This window comes from Bifidobacterium adolescentis ATCC 15703 (genome assembly GCF_000010425.1).
Taxonomy (GTDB): domain Bacteria; phylum Actinomycetota; class Actinomycetes; order Actinomycetales; family Bifidobacteriaceae; genus Bifidobacterium; species Bifidobacterium adolescentis.
Genome location: NC_008618.1, coordinates 1,797,610 through 1,813,179, shown reverse-complemented (window position 1 = coordinate 1,813,179; position 15,570 = coordinate 1,797,610). Strand labels below are relative to the sequence as shown.

15 protein-coding genes and 1 tRNA gene are annotated in these 15,570 nt (G+C 59.1%); 12 read left to right on the top strand and 4 right to left on the bottom strand.

The annotated features are described in order from the left end of the window. Window positions 1-10: 10 nt before the first annotated feature. The gene (locus BAD_RS07575) at window positions 11-2,269 is read right to left on the bottom strand and encodes a maltotransferase domain-containing protein (RefSeq protein WP_011743724.1); all 2,259 of its coding nucleotides are present in this window, start codon (window positions 2,267-2,269) and stop codon (window positions 11-13) included. A 270-nt stretch (window positions 2,270-2,539) separates the two neighbouring features. Next, window positions 2,540-2,616: transfer RNA gene (locus BAD_RS07570), tRNA-Met, on the bottom strand. A gap of 196 nt (window positions 2,617-2,812) precedes the next feature. Between BAD_RS07570 and metA the strand changes: the two genes are divergently transcribed. Next, window positions 2,813-3,847: a homoserine O-succinyltransferase gene (metA, locus tag BAD_RS07565; RefSeq protein ID WP_011743723.1), complete on the top strand. Its 1,035-nt coding sequence runs from the start codon at window positions 2,813-2,815 to the stop codon at window positions 3,845-3,847. Here the strand turns inward: metA and BAD_RS09400 are convergent. Next, window positions 3,834-3,956 carry a hypothetical protein gene (locus BAD_RS09400; RefSeq protein WP_256134405.1) on the bottom strand — a complete coding sequence of 41 codons (123 nt, stop codon included), beginning with the start codon at window positions 3,954-3,956 and terminating at the stop codon, window positions 3,834-3,836. The two genes, metA and BAD_RS09400, sit on opposite strands and share 14 nt — an antisense overlap. Window positions 3,957-4,338: 382 nt before the next feature. Here BAD_RS09400 and atpB point away from each other — a divergent pair, with 382 nt between their 5' ends. From atpB to nucS, 9 genes are all read left to right on the top strand, one after another. Next, window positions 4,339-5,148, top strand: a complete 810-nt coding sequence (gene atpB / locus BAD_RS07560; RefSeq protein WP_011743722.1) for a F0F1 ATP synthase subunit A — start codon at window positions 4,339-4,341, stop codon at window positions 5,146-5,148. A gap of 56 nt (window positions 5,149-5,204) precedes the next feature. After that, the gene (gene atpE / locus BAD_RS07555; protein WP_003809874.1) at window positions 5,205-5,432 is read left to right on the top strand and encodes an ATP synthase F0 subunit C; all 228 of its coding nucleotides are present in this window, start codon (window positions 5,205-5,207) and stop codon (window positions 5,430-5,432) included. Between the two features lie 59 nt (window positions 5,433-5,491). After that, complete coding sequence (locus BAD_RS07550) at window positions 5,492-6,013, top strand: F0F1 ATP synthase subunit B (protein ID WP_011743721.1); 522 nt, start codon at window positions 5,492-5,494, stop codon at window positions 6,011-6,013. A gap of 29 nt (window positions 6,014-6,042) precedes the next feature. Next, on the top strand, window positions 6,043-6,870 hold the full coding sequence (locus tag BAD_RS07545) for a F0F1 ATP synthase subunit delta (RefSeq protein ID WP_011743720.1): 828 nt from the start codon (window positions 6,043-6,045) through the stop codon (window positions 6,868-6,870). Between the two features lie 71 nt (window positions 6,871-6,941). Next, window positions 6,942-8,570, top strand: coding sequence for a F0F1 ATP synthase subunit alpha (gene atpA, locus BAD_RS07540; RefSeq protein ID WP_003809860.1), 1,629 nt, complete (start codon window positions 6,942-6,944; stop codon window positions 8,568-8,570). A gap of 3 nt (window positions 8,571-8,573) precedes the next feature. Next, complete coding sequence (locus BAD_RS07535; protein ID WP_011743719.1) at window positions 8,574-9,494, top strand: F0F1 ATP synthase subunit gamma; 921 nt, start codon at window positions 8,574-8,576, stop codon at window positions 9,492-9,494. An 8-nt stretch (window positions 9,495-9,502) separates the two neighbouring features. Continuing rightward, entirely contained in the window at window positions 9,503-10,987 is a 1,485-nt protein-coding gene (gene atpD / locus BAD_RS07530) for a F0F1 ATP synthase subunit beta (RefSeq protein WP_011743718.1), read from the top strand. After that, entirely contained in the window at window positions 10,987-11,265 is a 279-nt protein-coding gene (locus tag BAD_RS07525) for a F0F1 ATP synthase subunit epsilon (RefSeq protein ID WP_011743717.1), read from the top strand. The genes atpD and BAD_RS07525 overlap by 1 nt, the downstream gene beginning before the upstream one ends. 149 nt (window positions 11,266-11,414) lie before the next feature. Further along, a complete protein-coding gene (nucS, locus tag BAD_RS07520) occupies window positions 11,415-12,119 on the top strand; it encodes an endonuclease NucS (protein WP_011743716.1) in 705 nt (234 codons plus the stop codon). Between the two features lie 209 nt (window positions 12,120-12,328). Here the strand turns inward: nucS and BAD_RS07515 are convergent, their stop codons facing one another. Further along, on the bottom strand, window positions 12,329-13,285 hold the full coding sequence (locus BAD_RS07515) for an FKBP-type peptidyl-prolyl cis-trans isomerase (RefSeq protein WP_011743715.1): 957 nt from the start codon (window positions 13,283-13,285) through the stop codon (window positions 12,329-12,331). Window positions 13,286-13,365: 80 nt separating this feature from the next. Here BAD_RS07515 and BAD_RS07510 point away from each other — a divergent pair, with 80 nt between their 5' ends. Both BAD_RS07510 and BAD_RS07505 read left to right on the top strand, forming a co-directional pair. Then, a complete protein-coding gene (locus BAD_RS07510; protein WP_003809847.1) occupies window positions 13,366-14,496 on the top strand; it encodes a hypothetical protein in 1,131 nt (376 codons plus the stop codon). Then, window positions 14,496-15,494 carry a hypothetical protein gene (locus BAD_RS07505; protein WP_003809846.1) on the top strand — a complete coding sequence of 333 codons (999 nt, stop codon included), beginning with the start codon at window positions 14,496-14,498 and terminating at the stop codon, window positions 15,492-15,494. The genes BAD_RS07510 and BAD_RS07505 overlap by 1 nt, the downstream gene beginning before the upstream one ends. The last annotated feature ends 76 nt before the right edge of the window (window positions 15,495-15,570 follow it).

Below are 15,570 nucleotides of genomic sequence, written 5' to 3'. Positions count from 1 at the left end.
GGACCAAAAATCAGTCCTCGACCACCGTCAGCACGTGCGCCACGTCGGCCCACGGTGCCAGCGAGACGTAGTTGTCCCAGCTCCACTCGAACTCGCGTCCGGTCAGCTCGTCGCGCACCTTGAGCGGCTTGTCGGTGGCGAAACCGAAGTCCGGCAGCTCGATGTGGATGATGGACTGATGCGCGTTGTGGCCGTCGAGGTTCACCACCACGATCACCGTATCCGGCTTGCCGGTACCGGTAAGCTCGGCCGGGGTCTGGCGCAGGAACGCCACCACGCCCGCATCGTCGCTCGGCAGGACGTGCAGGTTGTGGTAGCTGCGGCATGCCGGATGCTCGGAACGGATTTTGTTGAGCGAGGTGAGCAGCTCGGAGATGCCGTACTTGTCGGCCTCGTCCCAATCGCGCACCTTGACTTCGTACTTCTCGTTGTCGATCTGCTCTTCGAAGCCCGGACGCTGCTTGTTCTCGATCAGCTCATAGCCGTTGTAGATGCCCCAGCTCGGAGAGCCCATCGCGGCGAGCGCCGCGCGCACCGCGTGACCGGCGATACCGTTGTCGCGCAGGTAGGCGGTCATGATGTCCGGCGTGGACGGCCAGAAGGTGTTGTGCTGGTAGAAACCACCGTCGCCGTTGGTCTCCTCCAAGTACTCCTCAAGCTCCTCCTTGGTGTTGCGCCACGGGAAGTAGCAGTGCGACTGCGTGAAGCCGGCATAGCTCAGCGCGCGCATCATGCCCGGACGGGTGAACGCCTCGGCCAGGAACAGCGTCTCCGGATGCTTCTTCGTCACGGCGGCGATCACGTCCTGCCAGAAACGCACCGGCTTGGTATGCGGGTTGTCCACGCGGAAGATCGTCACGCCGGCCTTGATCCACAGGCCCATGATGCGTTCGGTTTCCGCTTCGATGCCTTCCATGTCGGCGTTGAAATCGATCGGGTAGATGTCCTGGTACTTCTTCGGCGGATTCTCGGCGAATGCGATCGTTCCGTCCGGCTTGGTGCGGAACCAGTTCGGATGCTGCTTGACCCACGGGTGGTCAGGTGAGCACTGCAGCGCGAAGTCGAGCGCCACTTCGATGCCCAGCTTGTGCGCGTAATCGCAGAACGCCTTGAAATCGTCCATGGTGCCGAGCAGCGGGTCGACGGTGTCGTGGCCGCCTAGCTCGGAGCCGATGCCGAACGGGGAGCCCGGATCGTGCGGTCCGGCGATCAGCGTGTTGTTGCGGCCCTTGCGGTTGGTCACGCCGATTGGGAAGATCGGCGGCAGGTACACGATGTCGAAGCCTTCGGTCTTCGCGCGGTCGAGGCCGGACAGCGCCGTCTTCAGCGTGCCCTGCACGATCTTGCCGTCGGCGTCGAAATACGCGCCTTCGGAACGCGGGAAGAACTGGTACCATGCGGCGAAGCTCGACTTCGGACGTTCCACGCGGAAGCGCTGCGGATTCGACGCGCTCAGGCCGTCGCGCAGCGGATTGGTTTCGTGCAGGCTTGCGATTGCGTCGGTGGTCGCCGCGGCAAGACGCGCGGTCGCGTCGAGCGACTTGTCGGCAACGGCCTTCGCCGCTTCGCGCAGCGTCTTCTTGTCGTCGGCGGTCAGCTTGGAATCGCGTGCGCCAGCCCAACGTTCCAGCAGCTGCGCGCCGGATTCCAGCGCGTTCTCCGCATCGTCGCCGACCTCGACCTTGATTTGCGCGTCGTGCAGCCAGGAAGCGTACGTATCCTCCCAGCCTTCGACCACGATGTGCCATTCGCCGAGCTGCTTCTTGACGTCGGCGTAGCCGTCTTCCCATGGCTTCAGGTCGCTGTGGTCGCCGATCTTGACCATCGCTTCCCAGCGGTCCAGGCCGGGGTTGGTGCAGATCATCGGGAAGCGGCCCTTCTCGGTGCCACGCGTGTTGCGCACGGACACGGTGGCGCCGGCCTTGGTGCGGCCTTCGATGAACACCTGCGCGGTGACCTTGAATGCCTCGCCAAGCTCCACGCGGGCCGGGTACAGGCCGTTTTCGGCGGACGGAGTGATGTCAAGAACGTTTACGCGGCCGAACTGTTCCGGGCTGGTGCGGTTGATGATAGGTGCTGGAGTTTCGCCGACGGTTCGCTTCGTTGCGGTTTTCGGCTTGGAAGTGCGCTTGGTGGTTGGTTTTTTGGTTGTCGTCTTCGCGGTTGATTTCGCGGCTGTCCTCGTTGTCTTTGTGGCCGCTGCTTTAGCTGTTGTCTTTGCTGTTGCCTTTGTGCGCGGTGTCGCGCTTGATGATGTTGCTTCATTCATATAGCCGATTATAGAGGTAGTTGTGTTCTTTTTGTGATTTCCCTTTTCGTAACGATTACGGCGATGCGGCTACAAGTGCTTTCTTCAAATACTTTTGGTAAAGCGTTTTAATACATGTTTTGCGATTATGTTCGATTATGAAGGCTACAGCGGCATGACCATACGTTGTGCGCGTCGGTTGCGTTCGATATGTATGGGGACTTTATATAAAAGGAGCGAGACGTCCTAGAAAAACAAAAAACCGGAAACCAAAAGGCTTCCGGTTTCAATTGGTAGCGGGGCATGGATTTGAACCATGGACCTCTGGGTTATGAGCCCAGCGAGCTACCGAGCTGCTCCACCCCGCGTCGGCTTGCCTTCATTGAGGCAGCTTTAACTACTTTACGGATGTTGGCTAATAAGTCAAATCGGCGTGTCGCATATTGCGCTGCTAGTGGAATCGCATATCCGATAACGCGTTATCCGTTTTTTCGTATAACGCTGCGGACCGTCGATGAAAACCGCCGAATACGCCATATCCGGGTCCGCACCATAATAGGAAACATGCCTATCAAGATTCCCAGCGGCCTTCCGGCCAGAGACATTCTCGACTCCGAGCGCATCTTCGCGCTTGAAAAGCCCGAAGCGGAGCGCCAGCGTGTGCGTCCGCTCAAGCTGGTGATTCTGAACCTCATGCCGAAGAAGATCGAGACCGAAACGCAACTGCTGCGTCTGATCTCCAAGAGCCCGCTGCAGGTCGAGGTCGACTTCATGAAGACCTCCACCCACGAGGCCACGCACGTGAGCGCCGACCATCTGGTGAAGTTCTACGAGACGCTCGATGCGTTCAAAGACAACTATTACGACGGTCTTGTGGTGACGGGAGCGCCCGTCGAGCACCTCGATTTCGAGCAGGTCGACTACTGGGACGAGTTCAAGCAGATTCTCGACTGGGCATCCACCCACGTCTTCTCCACCATGTACCTGTGCTGGGGCGCGATGGGCGCGCTCAACTATCGGTACGGCGTGCGCAAGGAGCTGCTGCCGGAGAAGCTCTTTGGAGTGTTCCCCCAGTATCTGCAGGACGAATACTGCTTCCTCACCAACGGTTTCGACGAGATCTGCCTGCAACCGCATTCCCGCCTGGCGGGGGTCAACGAGGGTGATATCGCCCATAATCCCGAGCTGCAGGTGCTCACGTGGGGTCCGAAGTCCGGCCCGGGGCTCATCGCCACGCGTGACTTCTCCGAAGTGTTCGCGCTCGGCCATTGGGAATACGGCAAGTACACGCTCGCCGAGGAATACGAGAGGGATATGAAGAAGGGCATGACCAACGTGCCGTTCCCCGAAAACTATTTCCCGCACGACGATCCGAAGCTCGAACCGCTGTTCGCCTGGCGCGCCCACGCCAACCTGCTGTGGCGCAACTGGCTCAACTGGGTCTATCAGACTACGCCTTACGATTTGAGCGAAGTACCGCAGCTGCGCGAGGAGAAGCGCCTCGGCACCGACCGTTCGATCCGGCACGAGCCCGGTTCTCCGCGTGTCGACGCGTTCACGCCGTTCTCGCACGATGGATACGGTGTCATTCGCGGCTGATTTCACGAAGATCGGCGAGTACTGACAAGTATTGGCGATTGTCCCACGATTGCCGCTTTTGCGCGGTGTCGTGGGCTTTTTGCGCGGTTTTTGTTGCCTGCTGCGACATCGTTTCATTTTCGCCGTCATATATTATGGTGCGATATGTTAAGTAAAACGTTTTATCAAGCAGTGTTGCAAACGATGTCTATTTTGGTGTGAATGGGGGTGAAATAGGCCGAATCGACAACGGCCGTGGTTGTGTCTAATAGTCCCCGCAACGTGCGAAACGCCGGTTTTCGCTATACGGTAGTAGGGGAAAGCTCCCGGTGCGGAATGTTGTCTAGCCACGGTCTGATAATCCTTTGCAGCCATTCGGGGCTGGTATGCGAACGCGTTTATGGGCGCGTTAACATAGAACCCGAAGGATGTTCTGGTTTGGTAACCGGAATGTCACATTCGACTCAGCTGTTGGGCTAGACTAACAGCTGACACAAGAGCAGGAGGCGTGAATGATTAGTGCATTGGGAGAGGGCATCATGACCATCGCCGATGGTCCAGAGATGCCGAGCATCAATGACTTCCTTCCCGATCCGTTTGTTTTTCAAGGCACGCCGTTCGCCATCAACCGCATCATCCTCGTTCGTATTCTTGCGACCGTCATCATGCTGCTGGTTCTCGGAATTACGGCAAGCCGTGCAAAGCTCATCCCTGGCCGTTGGCAGGGCGCAGTCGAATGGCTGATCGAGTTTGTCCGCGACAACATCGTCTATCAGGTGATGGGCGAGCTGCGTGGCAAGCGTTATGTGCCGATGATCACCACCGTGTTCTGCACGTTGCTGGTCTTCAATCTGTGCGGCATCATCCCGGGCTTCAACATCGCGGCAAGCGCGTCCATCACGCTGCCTCTGGTGTTCGCCATGTGGTGCTTCTGCCAGTACTGGATTGCCGGCATCCGTGAAAAGGGCCTTGGCCACTTCCTGAGGGACGAGATCTTCCCGAAGGGCGTTCCGGCCCCGATCTATATTCTGCTGTCCCCGATTCAGCTGCTTGAGCTGCTGATTATCCGCCCGTTCTCGTTGACGATCCGACTGTTCGCCAACATGGTTTCGGGCCACCTGATCCTTGCGTTGTGCCTCTCGGCCACGCAGTTCTTCCTCGTTGATGTGGTGAACAAGCTGATGATGCCGTTCGGCATCATCACCTTCGCGGCTGGCATGTTCATGTTCCTGTTCGAGGCGCTGGTCGCCTGCCTGCAGGCTTACATCTTCGCCATCCTGACCACCGCGTACATCAATATGAGCTATCCGGAGATCGACTGACCGCCGGCTTTTTAAGTGTTGCTTCTTGTCAAGCAATAACCAGAAAGGAAACAATCATGGATATCGTTACCCTCGCTGAGGTTGCCGGCAACCTGAACGTCGTTGGCTACGGCCTCGCCGCCATCGGCCCTGGCATCGGTCTGGGCATCCTGATCGGCAAGACCATCGAAGGCACCGCTCGCCAGCCTGAGCTCGGCAGCCGTCTGCAGACCCTCATGTTCCTGGGCCTGGCATTCGTCGAGGTGCTGGCACTGCTCGGCTTCGTGCTCGCCTTCATCAAGTAAGGCTTGATCCCCAAGGTAAACACCGAAGACGCAAACGAACGTGAAAGGAGGAAGACACTATGGTGACCGCAGCTAGCGAGATGGAACTGTTCCTTCCGAAAAGCTACGACATTTTCTGGTCGTTGGTCATTCTGATCATCGTCGCCGTGTTCTTCTACAAGTTCTTCCTGCCGAAGTTCCAGGCCGTGTTCGATGAGCGCGCAGCCAAGATCGAAGGCGGCATCGCCAAGGCCGAACAGGCCCAGAAGGATGCCGACGAAGCCAAGGCGAAGTACGATGCCCAGCTGAGCAACGCACGCGTCGAGGCTTCCAAGATCCGCGACGACGCTCGCGCGGAAGCATCGCACATCATCGCCGACGCACGTACCCGTGCCGAGGCTGATGCGGCGCAGATCACCGCCACCGCCCAGCGTTCCATCGAATCCCAGCAGCAGCAGGCTCTGGTGAGCCTGAAGGGTGAGGTCGGCGTGCTGGCAACGGCACTGGCCGGCAAGATCCTGGGCAGCAAGCTGGAAAGCGACGACGTGCAGTCGACGATGATCGACCAGATGATCGCCGAACTGGACAGCGACAAGAAGTGATCGAAACCTTCAAGAAAGGGAGGTGACCAATGCGAGGAGAAGCATCGCGTATCGCAGACCGCGTTTCGCGTGACTCGCTGGCCCCCAAGCTGCGTGACAGCGGCGAGGACGCATGGCGTATCGGGAACGAACTGTTCACGATCACCAACGTGCTCGACCACAACATCCAGCTTGAACGTGCCCTCACCGACCCGTCGCGCCCAGTCGAAGACAAGGTTGCGGTAGTCAAGACCCTCATTGGAGATGAAGCCCATCCGTTGACGATGGAAATCATGTCCGATCTGGTGGCCCGCCGTTGGAGCCGCGTGTCCGACATCGCCAATGCCGCCGAGGATTTCGGTGTGGATGGCATGATGTACTACGCGGACCACACGAATGCTACTCTGCAGGTCTCCATCGAGCTTGCCCAGCTGCATTCCGCACTGCTCAACCTTCCGGTCGTACGCAGCAAGCTGTATGACGCAACCGTCCCCGCCGAAGCCCGTATCAAGCTGCTGTACAGCCTGATCGGCAATGCCGACTTCAATGTGGTGACCAAGCGTCTGGCCGAGCATGCGACCTGCAATCTGCGCAATCGCCGCTATCTGCAGACCATTCAGTGGCTGATCAACAAGTTCTCCCGTCATATGGGCGAATCGATGGTCACCGTCACCACGGCAACGCCACTGAGCAAGGAGCAGGTCAAGAAGCTCGTCGCCATCTATTCGGCGAAGACCGGCCATCCGGTGCACATCAACTCGGTGGTCGATCCGACCGTCCTGGGTGGTATGCGCATCCAGGTGGGCGACGAGGTCACCGACAACACGGTGGTCGCACAGCTGCAACATCTTCAGCGCACGGTGAAGGCGACCGCCTGACGGCACGCCACACGGTGAACAAGCCTGAAACAAGACTTGACTGAATTTAAAAACAACAATAAGGAGTGATCATGGCAGAACTTACCATTGATCCCACCACGATACGCAAGGCGCTCGATGAGTTCGTCGAGTCGTACAAGCCGTCGGACACTCCGACCCAGGAAGTCGGTTATGTCGCGACCGCTGGCGACGGCATTGCGCACGTGACGGGACTGCCTGGTTGCATGGCCAATGAGCTGCTGACCTTCGAAGACGGCACGCTTGGCCTGGCGTTCAACCTTGACGCCCGCGAAATCGGCGTGGTTATCCTCGGCGATTTCACCGGTATCGAGGAAGGCCAGGAAGTGCGTCGTACCGGCGAAGTGCTCTCCGTGCCCGTCGGCGACGGCTACCTTGGCCGCGTCGTGGACCCGCTAGGCAACCCGATTGACGGTCTTGGTGAAATCAAGACCGAAGGCCGTCGTATTCTCGAGGCCCAGGCACCTGACGTTATGCATCGTCATCCGGTTGACGAGCCGCTGTCCACCGGCCTGAAGGCCATCGACGCAATGACGCCGATCGGACGTGGCCAGCGCCAGCTCATCATCGGCGACCGCCAGACCGGTAAGACCGCTATCGCAATCGATACGATCATCAACCAGAAGCGCAACTGGGAATCCGGAGACCCGAAGAAGCAGGTCCGCTGCATCTACGTGGCCGTCGGTCAGAAGGGCTCCACCATCGCATCGGTGAAGCAGTCCCTGGAAGAGGCCGGCGCTATGGAGTACACGACCATTGTGGCTTCCCCGGCTTCCGATTCCGCAGGCTTCAAGTACATCGCACCGTACACCGGTTCCGCCATCGGACAGCACTGGATGTACAACGGCAAGCACGTGCTCATCGTCTTCGACGATCTGTCGAAGCAGGCTGAGGCTTACCGCTCGATTTCCCTGCTGCTGCGTCGTCCGCCGGGGCGTGAGGCTTACCCGGGCGATGTGTTCTATCTGCACTCCCGTCTGCTCGAACGTTGCGCCAAGGTTTCCGATGACCTCGGCGGCGGCTCGATGACCGGCCTGCCGATCGTCGAGACCAAGGCGAACGATGTGTCCGCCTACATTCCGACCAACGTGATTTCCATCACCGATGGCCAGATCTTCCTGCAGTCCGACCTGTTCAACGCGAACCAGCGTCCTGCTGTGGACGTCGGCATCTCCGTGTCCCGAGTCGGTGGCGCTGCCCAGACGAAGGCCTTGAAGAAGGTCTCCGGCACGCTGAAGATCTCGCTGGCGCAGTACCGTTCGCTGGAATCCTTCGCCATGTTCGCTTCCGATCTGGATGCGGCTTCGAAGGCTCAGCTGAACCGTGGTGCCCACCTGACCGAGCTCCTGAAGCAGCCGCAGTTCTCCCCGTATTCGATGGAACAGGAAGTCGTGTCCGTGTGGGCCGGCACCCATGGCAAGATGGATGACCTGCCAATCAGCGACGTGTTGCCGTTCGAAAAGGGCATGCTGGATTATCTGGATCACAACACCGATATCCTCAAGACCATTCGCGAGACCGAAGACTTCACCGCCGACACCGAGGCTGCCCTCGACAAGGCCGTGGAAGCGTTCCGTGAGACCTTCGTGACCAGCGCGGGCAAGCCGCTGGTCGAGAAGAAGCCTGACGAGAAGCACACCACTCCGGTCGAGCAGGAAAAGATCGTCGCAGGAGAGAAGTGATTCATGGGCTCGCAACTCGCATTGAAATCTAGGATCGCCTCCACCGCGTCGCTGGAGAAAATCTTCAACGCGCAGGAGATGATCGCGTCTTCGCATATCGCCAAGGCACGTGACGTGGCCTTGAACGCGAAGCCGTATACCGATGCGATTTTCGACGCCGTGCAAGCGCTGGTGGCCCATACCCATATCGACCATCCGATCGTGAAAAAGAACGAGGACAACCCTCGCGTGGCTGTCCTCGCTCTTACCTCGGATCGTGGTATGGCAGGTCCGTACACCTCCTCGATCATCCGCGAAACGGAATCGCTGTTGGCCCGACTCGATGAGCAGGGCAAGCAGCCGGAACTGTATGTGTATGGTCGTCGCGGTGTGACGTATTACAAGTACCGCAACCGTCCGGTTGCCGGCACTTGGGAAGGCGATACCGACCAGCCCGGCGTGGAAGTCGCAGAGTCCATCTCGAAGGCACTGTTGGACGCTTATATGAAGCCGGCGGACCAAGGTGGAGTCTCCGAACTCTACATTGTGTTCACCGAGTTCGTGAATATGGTGGTTCAGAAGGTGCGTGTGCTGCGCATGCTACCCGTTGAGCTCGTGCTTCCGGAACAGCCGGAATCCGGTCCTGTGCCGGAATCCGATGCCGATGCTGCGACTCCTCTGTATGCGTTCGAGCCAAGCGTTGACGAAGTACTCGACGCGATTCTGCCGAAGTACATCCAGTCCCGTATCCATGAATGCCTGCTCACCGCAGCGGCATCCGAGACTGCAAGCCGACAGAACGCCATGCACACGGCTACAGACAACGCTCGCAGCCTGATCGATGAACTGACTCGCAAGCTCAACGCTTCGCGTCAGGCATCGATTACCCAGGAACTTACCGAAATCATCGGCAGCGCTGATGCGCTGAACAAGAAGGAAGAGTAGGAACGCATATGGCTGAGAATCAGACCACAGCGGCTCCCGAGACGGCTGCAGAGCCGACCGCTGGACGCGTTACGCGTATCCAGGGTTCGGTTATCGACGTCGAATTCCCGGTGGGCCACCTGCCCGACATTTACAATGCACTTACCGTTGAACTGGCCAACACCGGTGTCCACGAAGAGGGCGAGACCACCAAGAAGATCACCCTTGAGGTTGAACAGCATCTTGGCGATTCCACCGTGCGTACCGTCGCTCTGAAGCCGACTGACGGCCTCGTGCGTGGCGCCACCGTGTATGACACCGGCGGCCCGATCTCTGTGCCGGTTGGCGATGTCACCAAGGGCCACGTATTCGACGTGTCCGGCAACATCCTCAACAAGAAGGCCGACGAGACCGTTAAGGTTACCGAACGTTGGCCTATCCACCGTAACCCGCCGGCATTCGACCAGCTGGAGTCCAAGACCCAGATGTTCGAAACCGGTATCAAGGTCATCGATTTGCTGACCCCGTATGTGCAGGGCGGCAAGATCGGTCTGTTCGGCGGCGCAGGCGTCGGCAAGACCGTGCTGATCCAGGAAATGATTCAGCGTGTGGCTCAGAACCACGGCGGTGTGTCCGTGTTCGCAGGCGTCGGCGAGCGTACCCGTGAGGGTAACGATCTGATCGGCGAAATGGACGAAGCCGGCGTGCTCGAGAAGACCGCACTGGTCTTCGGCCAGATGGATGAGCAGCCGGGTACCCGTCTGCGCGTGCCGCTGACCGCACTGACCATGGCAGAGTACTTCCGTGACGTACAGAATCAGGACGTGCTGCTGTTCATCGATAACATCTTCCGTTTCACCCAGGCTGGTTCCGAGGTGTCCACCCTGCTCGGCCGTATGCCGTCCGCAGTGGGCTACCAGCCGAACCTGGCCGATGAGATGGGCGCGCTGCAGGAGCGAATCACTTCGACCCGTGGACACTCCATCACCTCGCTGCAGGCCATCTACGTGCCGGCCGATGATTACACCGACCCGGCTCCTGCAACGACCTTCGCCCACCTGGATGCAACCACCGAGCTGTCTCGTGACATCGCTTCGAAGGGTATCTACCCGGCAGTCGACCCGCTGAGCTCCACTTCGCGAATCCTTGATCCGCGTTACGTGGGTCAGGCGCACTACGACTGTGCAAACCGCGTCAAGGCGATTCTGCAGCGTAACAAGGAGCTGCAGGACATCATCGCCCTGATCGGTATCGATGAGCTTGGCGAAGAAGATAAGACCACTGTGAACCGCGCCCGTAAGATCGAGCAGTTCCTTGGCCAGAACTTCTACGTCGCCGAGAAGTTCACCGGCCGTCCGGGCTCCTACGTTCCGGCGGACGAGACTATCGAAGCATTCACCCGCATCTGCGACGGCGTGTATGACGACGTTCCGGAGCAGGCATTCTCCGGTATCGGCGGCATCGACGACCTCGAGAAGAAGTGGCACGACATGCAGAAGGAATACGGTGCGTGATGGCCGGATCGACTATGCAGGTGAACATCGTCGCCGCTGACCACCCTGTGTGGCACGGCACGGCGAAGTCCGTTACCATTCCCGCCTCCGAAGGCGGAATGGGCATCCTGCCCGACCACGAGCCTGTGCTGACCGTGATCAAGGAAGGAACCATCGTTGTGGTGGATCCTGAAGGCAATCGCCTCTCCTTCGAGGTGACTGACGGCTTCATCTCCTTCGATTCGAACAAGCTCACCGTCGCGGTCGAGCGTGGAACCAACGTGAAGCGCGCCGAATAAGCCGTTTCCGCTTGACGTAAGGTGGCCCGGTAATCGCAATATGTTTTTGTATTGCGATTACCGGGCCGCTTTTGTCTTTTACGTGGCTTTCCGCCGCCGCGAATACGTATGCCGTACGTACGGCGACGCGCATGGTAGGGTAGTGCCTCGTGCGAATTATTGTTGCTGACTGCTCTGCCGAATATTCCGAACGATTGAACGCCTCCCTGCCGCTCGCCAAGCGCGTGCTGCTCATCAAGGCGGACAACAGCCTGCTGATCTTCTCCGAACTCGGCTCATACAAGCCGCTCAACTGGATGTCCGCGCCATGCAGCATCAGGGACATCACCCCCGACCACGCCGATGACGACGTTGATACTGAAGTGCCGCAAAAGGTGATCCGCGCGTCGGCCGACAAATCGAACGACGTGCTGGAAGTGACGTTGCAGCGCATCTATTCGGACGAATCGTACGACCTCGGCGAGGATCCGGGCCTCATCAAGGACGGCGTCGAAGACCATCTGCAGAAGTACCTGGCCGAACAGATCGAACGCATCGGCAAAGGCGCGAAGCTCGTGCGCCGCGAATACCCGACAGCCATCGGACCGGTCGACATCATGGCGATTGACGGCAACGGCGAGCACGTGGCCATCGAAATCAAGCGCAACGGCGGCATCGACGGCGTCGAACAGCTCACCCGCTACTGTGATCTGCTCAACCGCGACCCGCTGCTGGCCCCCGTGCACGGCATCTTCGCCGCGCAGACCATCACCCCGCAGGCCCGCGTGCTCGCGCAGGACCGCGGTTTCAAATGCCTGCTTTTGGATTACGAGGAGATGAAGGGCACTGAGGACGATTCTTTACGGTTGTTCTGATTCTTTCGGTTCCAACTCTGGAAATCGCGGCAACGGAGCGTTATCTTCGTTGTTCCTCGGTCGACGTACCTTCGTACGCCTTCCCTCGGTACGCCTCGATACCGCACGCGTTGCCGCGATTTCCCCTAGGACTTGCATGCATATGAAAATAGCCTCCCGAGGGGGAGGCTATTTTGTTTTTGGAGGAACCTATCAGTCGGTTCGGCGGATCAGTAGGCGGCGAGAATGTCGACCACGAAGACCAGCGTGGAATTCGCCGGAATCTTCTCCTGATCCTTGTTTCCGTAGCCGAGGCTCGGCGGCACCACCAGCAGCACTTGGGAACCGACCGTGTGGCCTGCCAGACCCTGCTTCCAGCCCTTGATCACGCTGTCAAGCGAGAAGGCGGAGGACTGTCCGCGGTCCCACGAGGAATCGAACTGCGTGCCGTCCAGCAGCCAGCCGGTGTAGTGCGCCACCACGGACTGCGTATCCTTGACCACAGCGCCCTTGCCCTTGATGAGGTCCTGGGAAACCAGGGAATCGGAACCCTTATAGCCGTTCATGTCGATCGACGGCTTGCCGTCCTTGGCGAGCGTTACCTTCGGCAGGTCGGCCGGAACGCCCGCGACCTTCTCGCCGGTGGCCTTCTTCAGGTCCTTCGACTTGGACACCAGCGTGAGTACCATGAGATACGAGGTGCCGGAGGAATTCGAGTCGTTCACGCCGAACGCCACGGTGGAATTGAGCTTGAGGCTCTTGAAGATCTTGTAGTAGTTCTCGGTCATCTGGCTGGTATCCGAGGTGACTACGGTGGAGCAGTCGGGGGTGTTCTTCTCCCACGTGCTGGCCAGTTCGGAACCATCCTTGACGCTGATGGCGATGCCCTGCGAGCAGACGCGGTCGCCGTCCTCGATCTGGGCTCCGTCGCCCTTCTGCAGCACCACGTAGCTGTTGTCCTCAACCGTCATCGGCGTTTTGAACGAGACGGTCGGCTTCTTGCCGAGCTCGCCCTTGGCGGTCACGCCGGCGATTTGGTGCATGCCGATTTTTTCGGAAGATGAGGAAGAATCCGAGTTCGACTTGTCGGATTTCGCGCTGGAATTACCGCCGCACGCAGTGACGCCCAAGCACATGACCGTTGCGCAGACTGCCGTGACGGCCTTGGAAAGAAGTGATTTACGCATAGGGCCAACCATAGCGGCAAAGCATGATTTTCATGTTTTTTTCAGGCTTGTGCAAACGGACACTGTAGAATGGAAAAGCTATGACTGTATTGCAGGAAGAACAAGAGAAGCCGCAGATCGAGACGGGCCCTACCCGGCATGCGAAGATCATGCGTGGCATCGTCACGCCTATTTTCGGCTTGCTTGCCATCGCATGCGTCGTGTTTGGCGTGTTGAATTCAACCGTCTGGAAACCGGACAATGAGATCACCGCCGCCGCTCCGGTGAACGGTTCGGAATACGTGGTCACCGATCCGAACGTGCTGCAGCTGGTAGACAGCCGCGTCAATATTTCGGCCAAATCCCGTGACAAGAAATCCAATGTGTGCATCGCCATAGGTTCCGCGCGCGACGTTGCCGGATGGATTGCGGGAAGCAAGTACATGCGCGTCTCCGGTCTGTCCGATTGGACGACGCTTTCCACCATGAAGGTCTCCGCGCAGGGAACCGCGGACAATTCCCAGAACCAGGTGGCTTTCAAGGACTCCGACATGTGGCGCACCATCAAGTGCAATGACGGTGCCGTTGATATGCAGGTCAAAGGATCGAACAGCAATAACGCCGAGGATGTTGTGGCGTTGATTGATTTCGGCAACCGCAAGGGAGATACGGTCACTCTGAATTGGGACCGTCGTAACCTGCCGAATTTCGCCATGCCGTTGTATCTTGCCGGCGGACTGCTGGCGATTCTCGCCGTGCTTTCCGCTTCCGTATTCGCCATGCCGCCGCATAAGCGCCGCAACAAGCGCGCTTTCGCCATGGTCGAAGGCGTTGGCGTCAACGAAGGCGATGAGAACGAGGTTTCGGCTTGGGTGAAGAACGCCGAAACCGCCGCCAGCAACAGGGCACGGAGCAGGTCGCGTCACGGCAGGCGTCGCCATGCGGAACATCGCACCGGCGGTCGTACGTCGTCGTTCGAGGAAACGCAACAGCCCGTCATCGTCGATCCTGTGGCACGTAACCTGGTCGCCGACCAGCAGAACACGATTGCGGAAAGCCAGCCGACTGTGTCCGAATCGACCGTATTTGAATCGACGGCGGGCGAATCGTCTGTTGACGACGAGGCGACTTCCGTGATCTCGCAGGATGAGCTTGCCGCGTATTTCGCTCGTCTTGCCCAAGAGGAGGTTCAGACGGAAACGCAGGAAGACGGCCAAGAGGAGGACCAGTGATGAGGAAGCGTAGTCAGGCGATTATCGCGGCCATGCTCGCGCTGGGAATGGCCGTCGGCATGTGCGGTTGCGAAGGCCAGCTGCCGACCCCGAAAGCCACCACCCGGCAGGATGCGCCGAACTTGAGCGCCAAGCAGGAGCAAAAGGTCCGCACGAGGATTCTCAAAACGCTCGACCAGTGCAATCAGAACCGTGACACTGATACGTTGCCGACGATTCTCGAAGGTCCGGAACTGGACATCCGCACCAGCGAGCTGAACGTAGCGAAAGCCACGGGCAATCTTGACCGTAAGACCACCATCCCCACGGATCTGGCCCAGGCCGTGATCTCCACGGATGCCGGCTGGCCACGGTCCGTGTTCTCCATCACGTCCACAACCAAGGACCAGCAGTCCAAGCGTCTGCTGGTGTTCAGGCAGGATTCCGCACGCCAGAACTACAAGCTGTGGGGTGTGGCGCGACTGTTCTCCGGCGTGAAGATGCCGAGTTTCGAAATCTCCAAAACCGGCAGCGCGCAGGGAACGCCTACGGACACCGGTCTGGTCATGACGCCGAAAGCGGCGGTGGACGCGTATGCGGACCTGCTGCAGAACGGGGCGAACAGCAAGTACGCCAGCAAATTCGCGGATGATGATCTGCGATCGAAGCTTGCCGATCTGACTGCCCAGGTGCAGAAGGCCATGGAGCTTAACGAAGGCACGCAGCAGCAGACCTTCGAACCGGTCAATGGAGCCATCAGCGTCATGCGTTCCGCGGACGGCGGCGATCTGGTGGTGGCGCAGATCAACTCCGAATGGACGCGTTCCGCCGGCGCTGGCCGTGAATCGCAGCCGGCCTCTGACGCGGAAAAGGCGCTGTTCGGCAATGGCAAGGCCACCAGCACCATGAAGACGAGCTATGTGAACGTCATCGCGCTGTATGTTCCGCCGGCGAATTCCGGGCAGAAAATCACCGCGGTCGGTTCCGAACGCCAGCCGGTGAAGGTCGAAGCGCTGTAAAACGACGGGTCCTTGGACGCGCATCGTCGGCGGTTTTCCGCCTATCGCGCATCCGTGGGAATGAAAACCGGGAAAT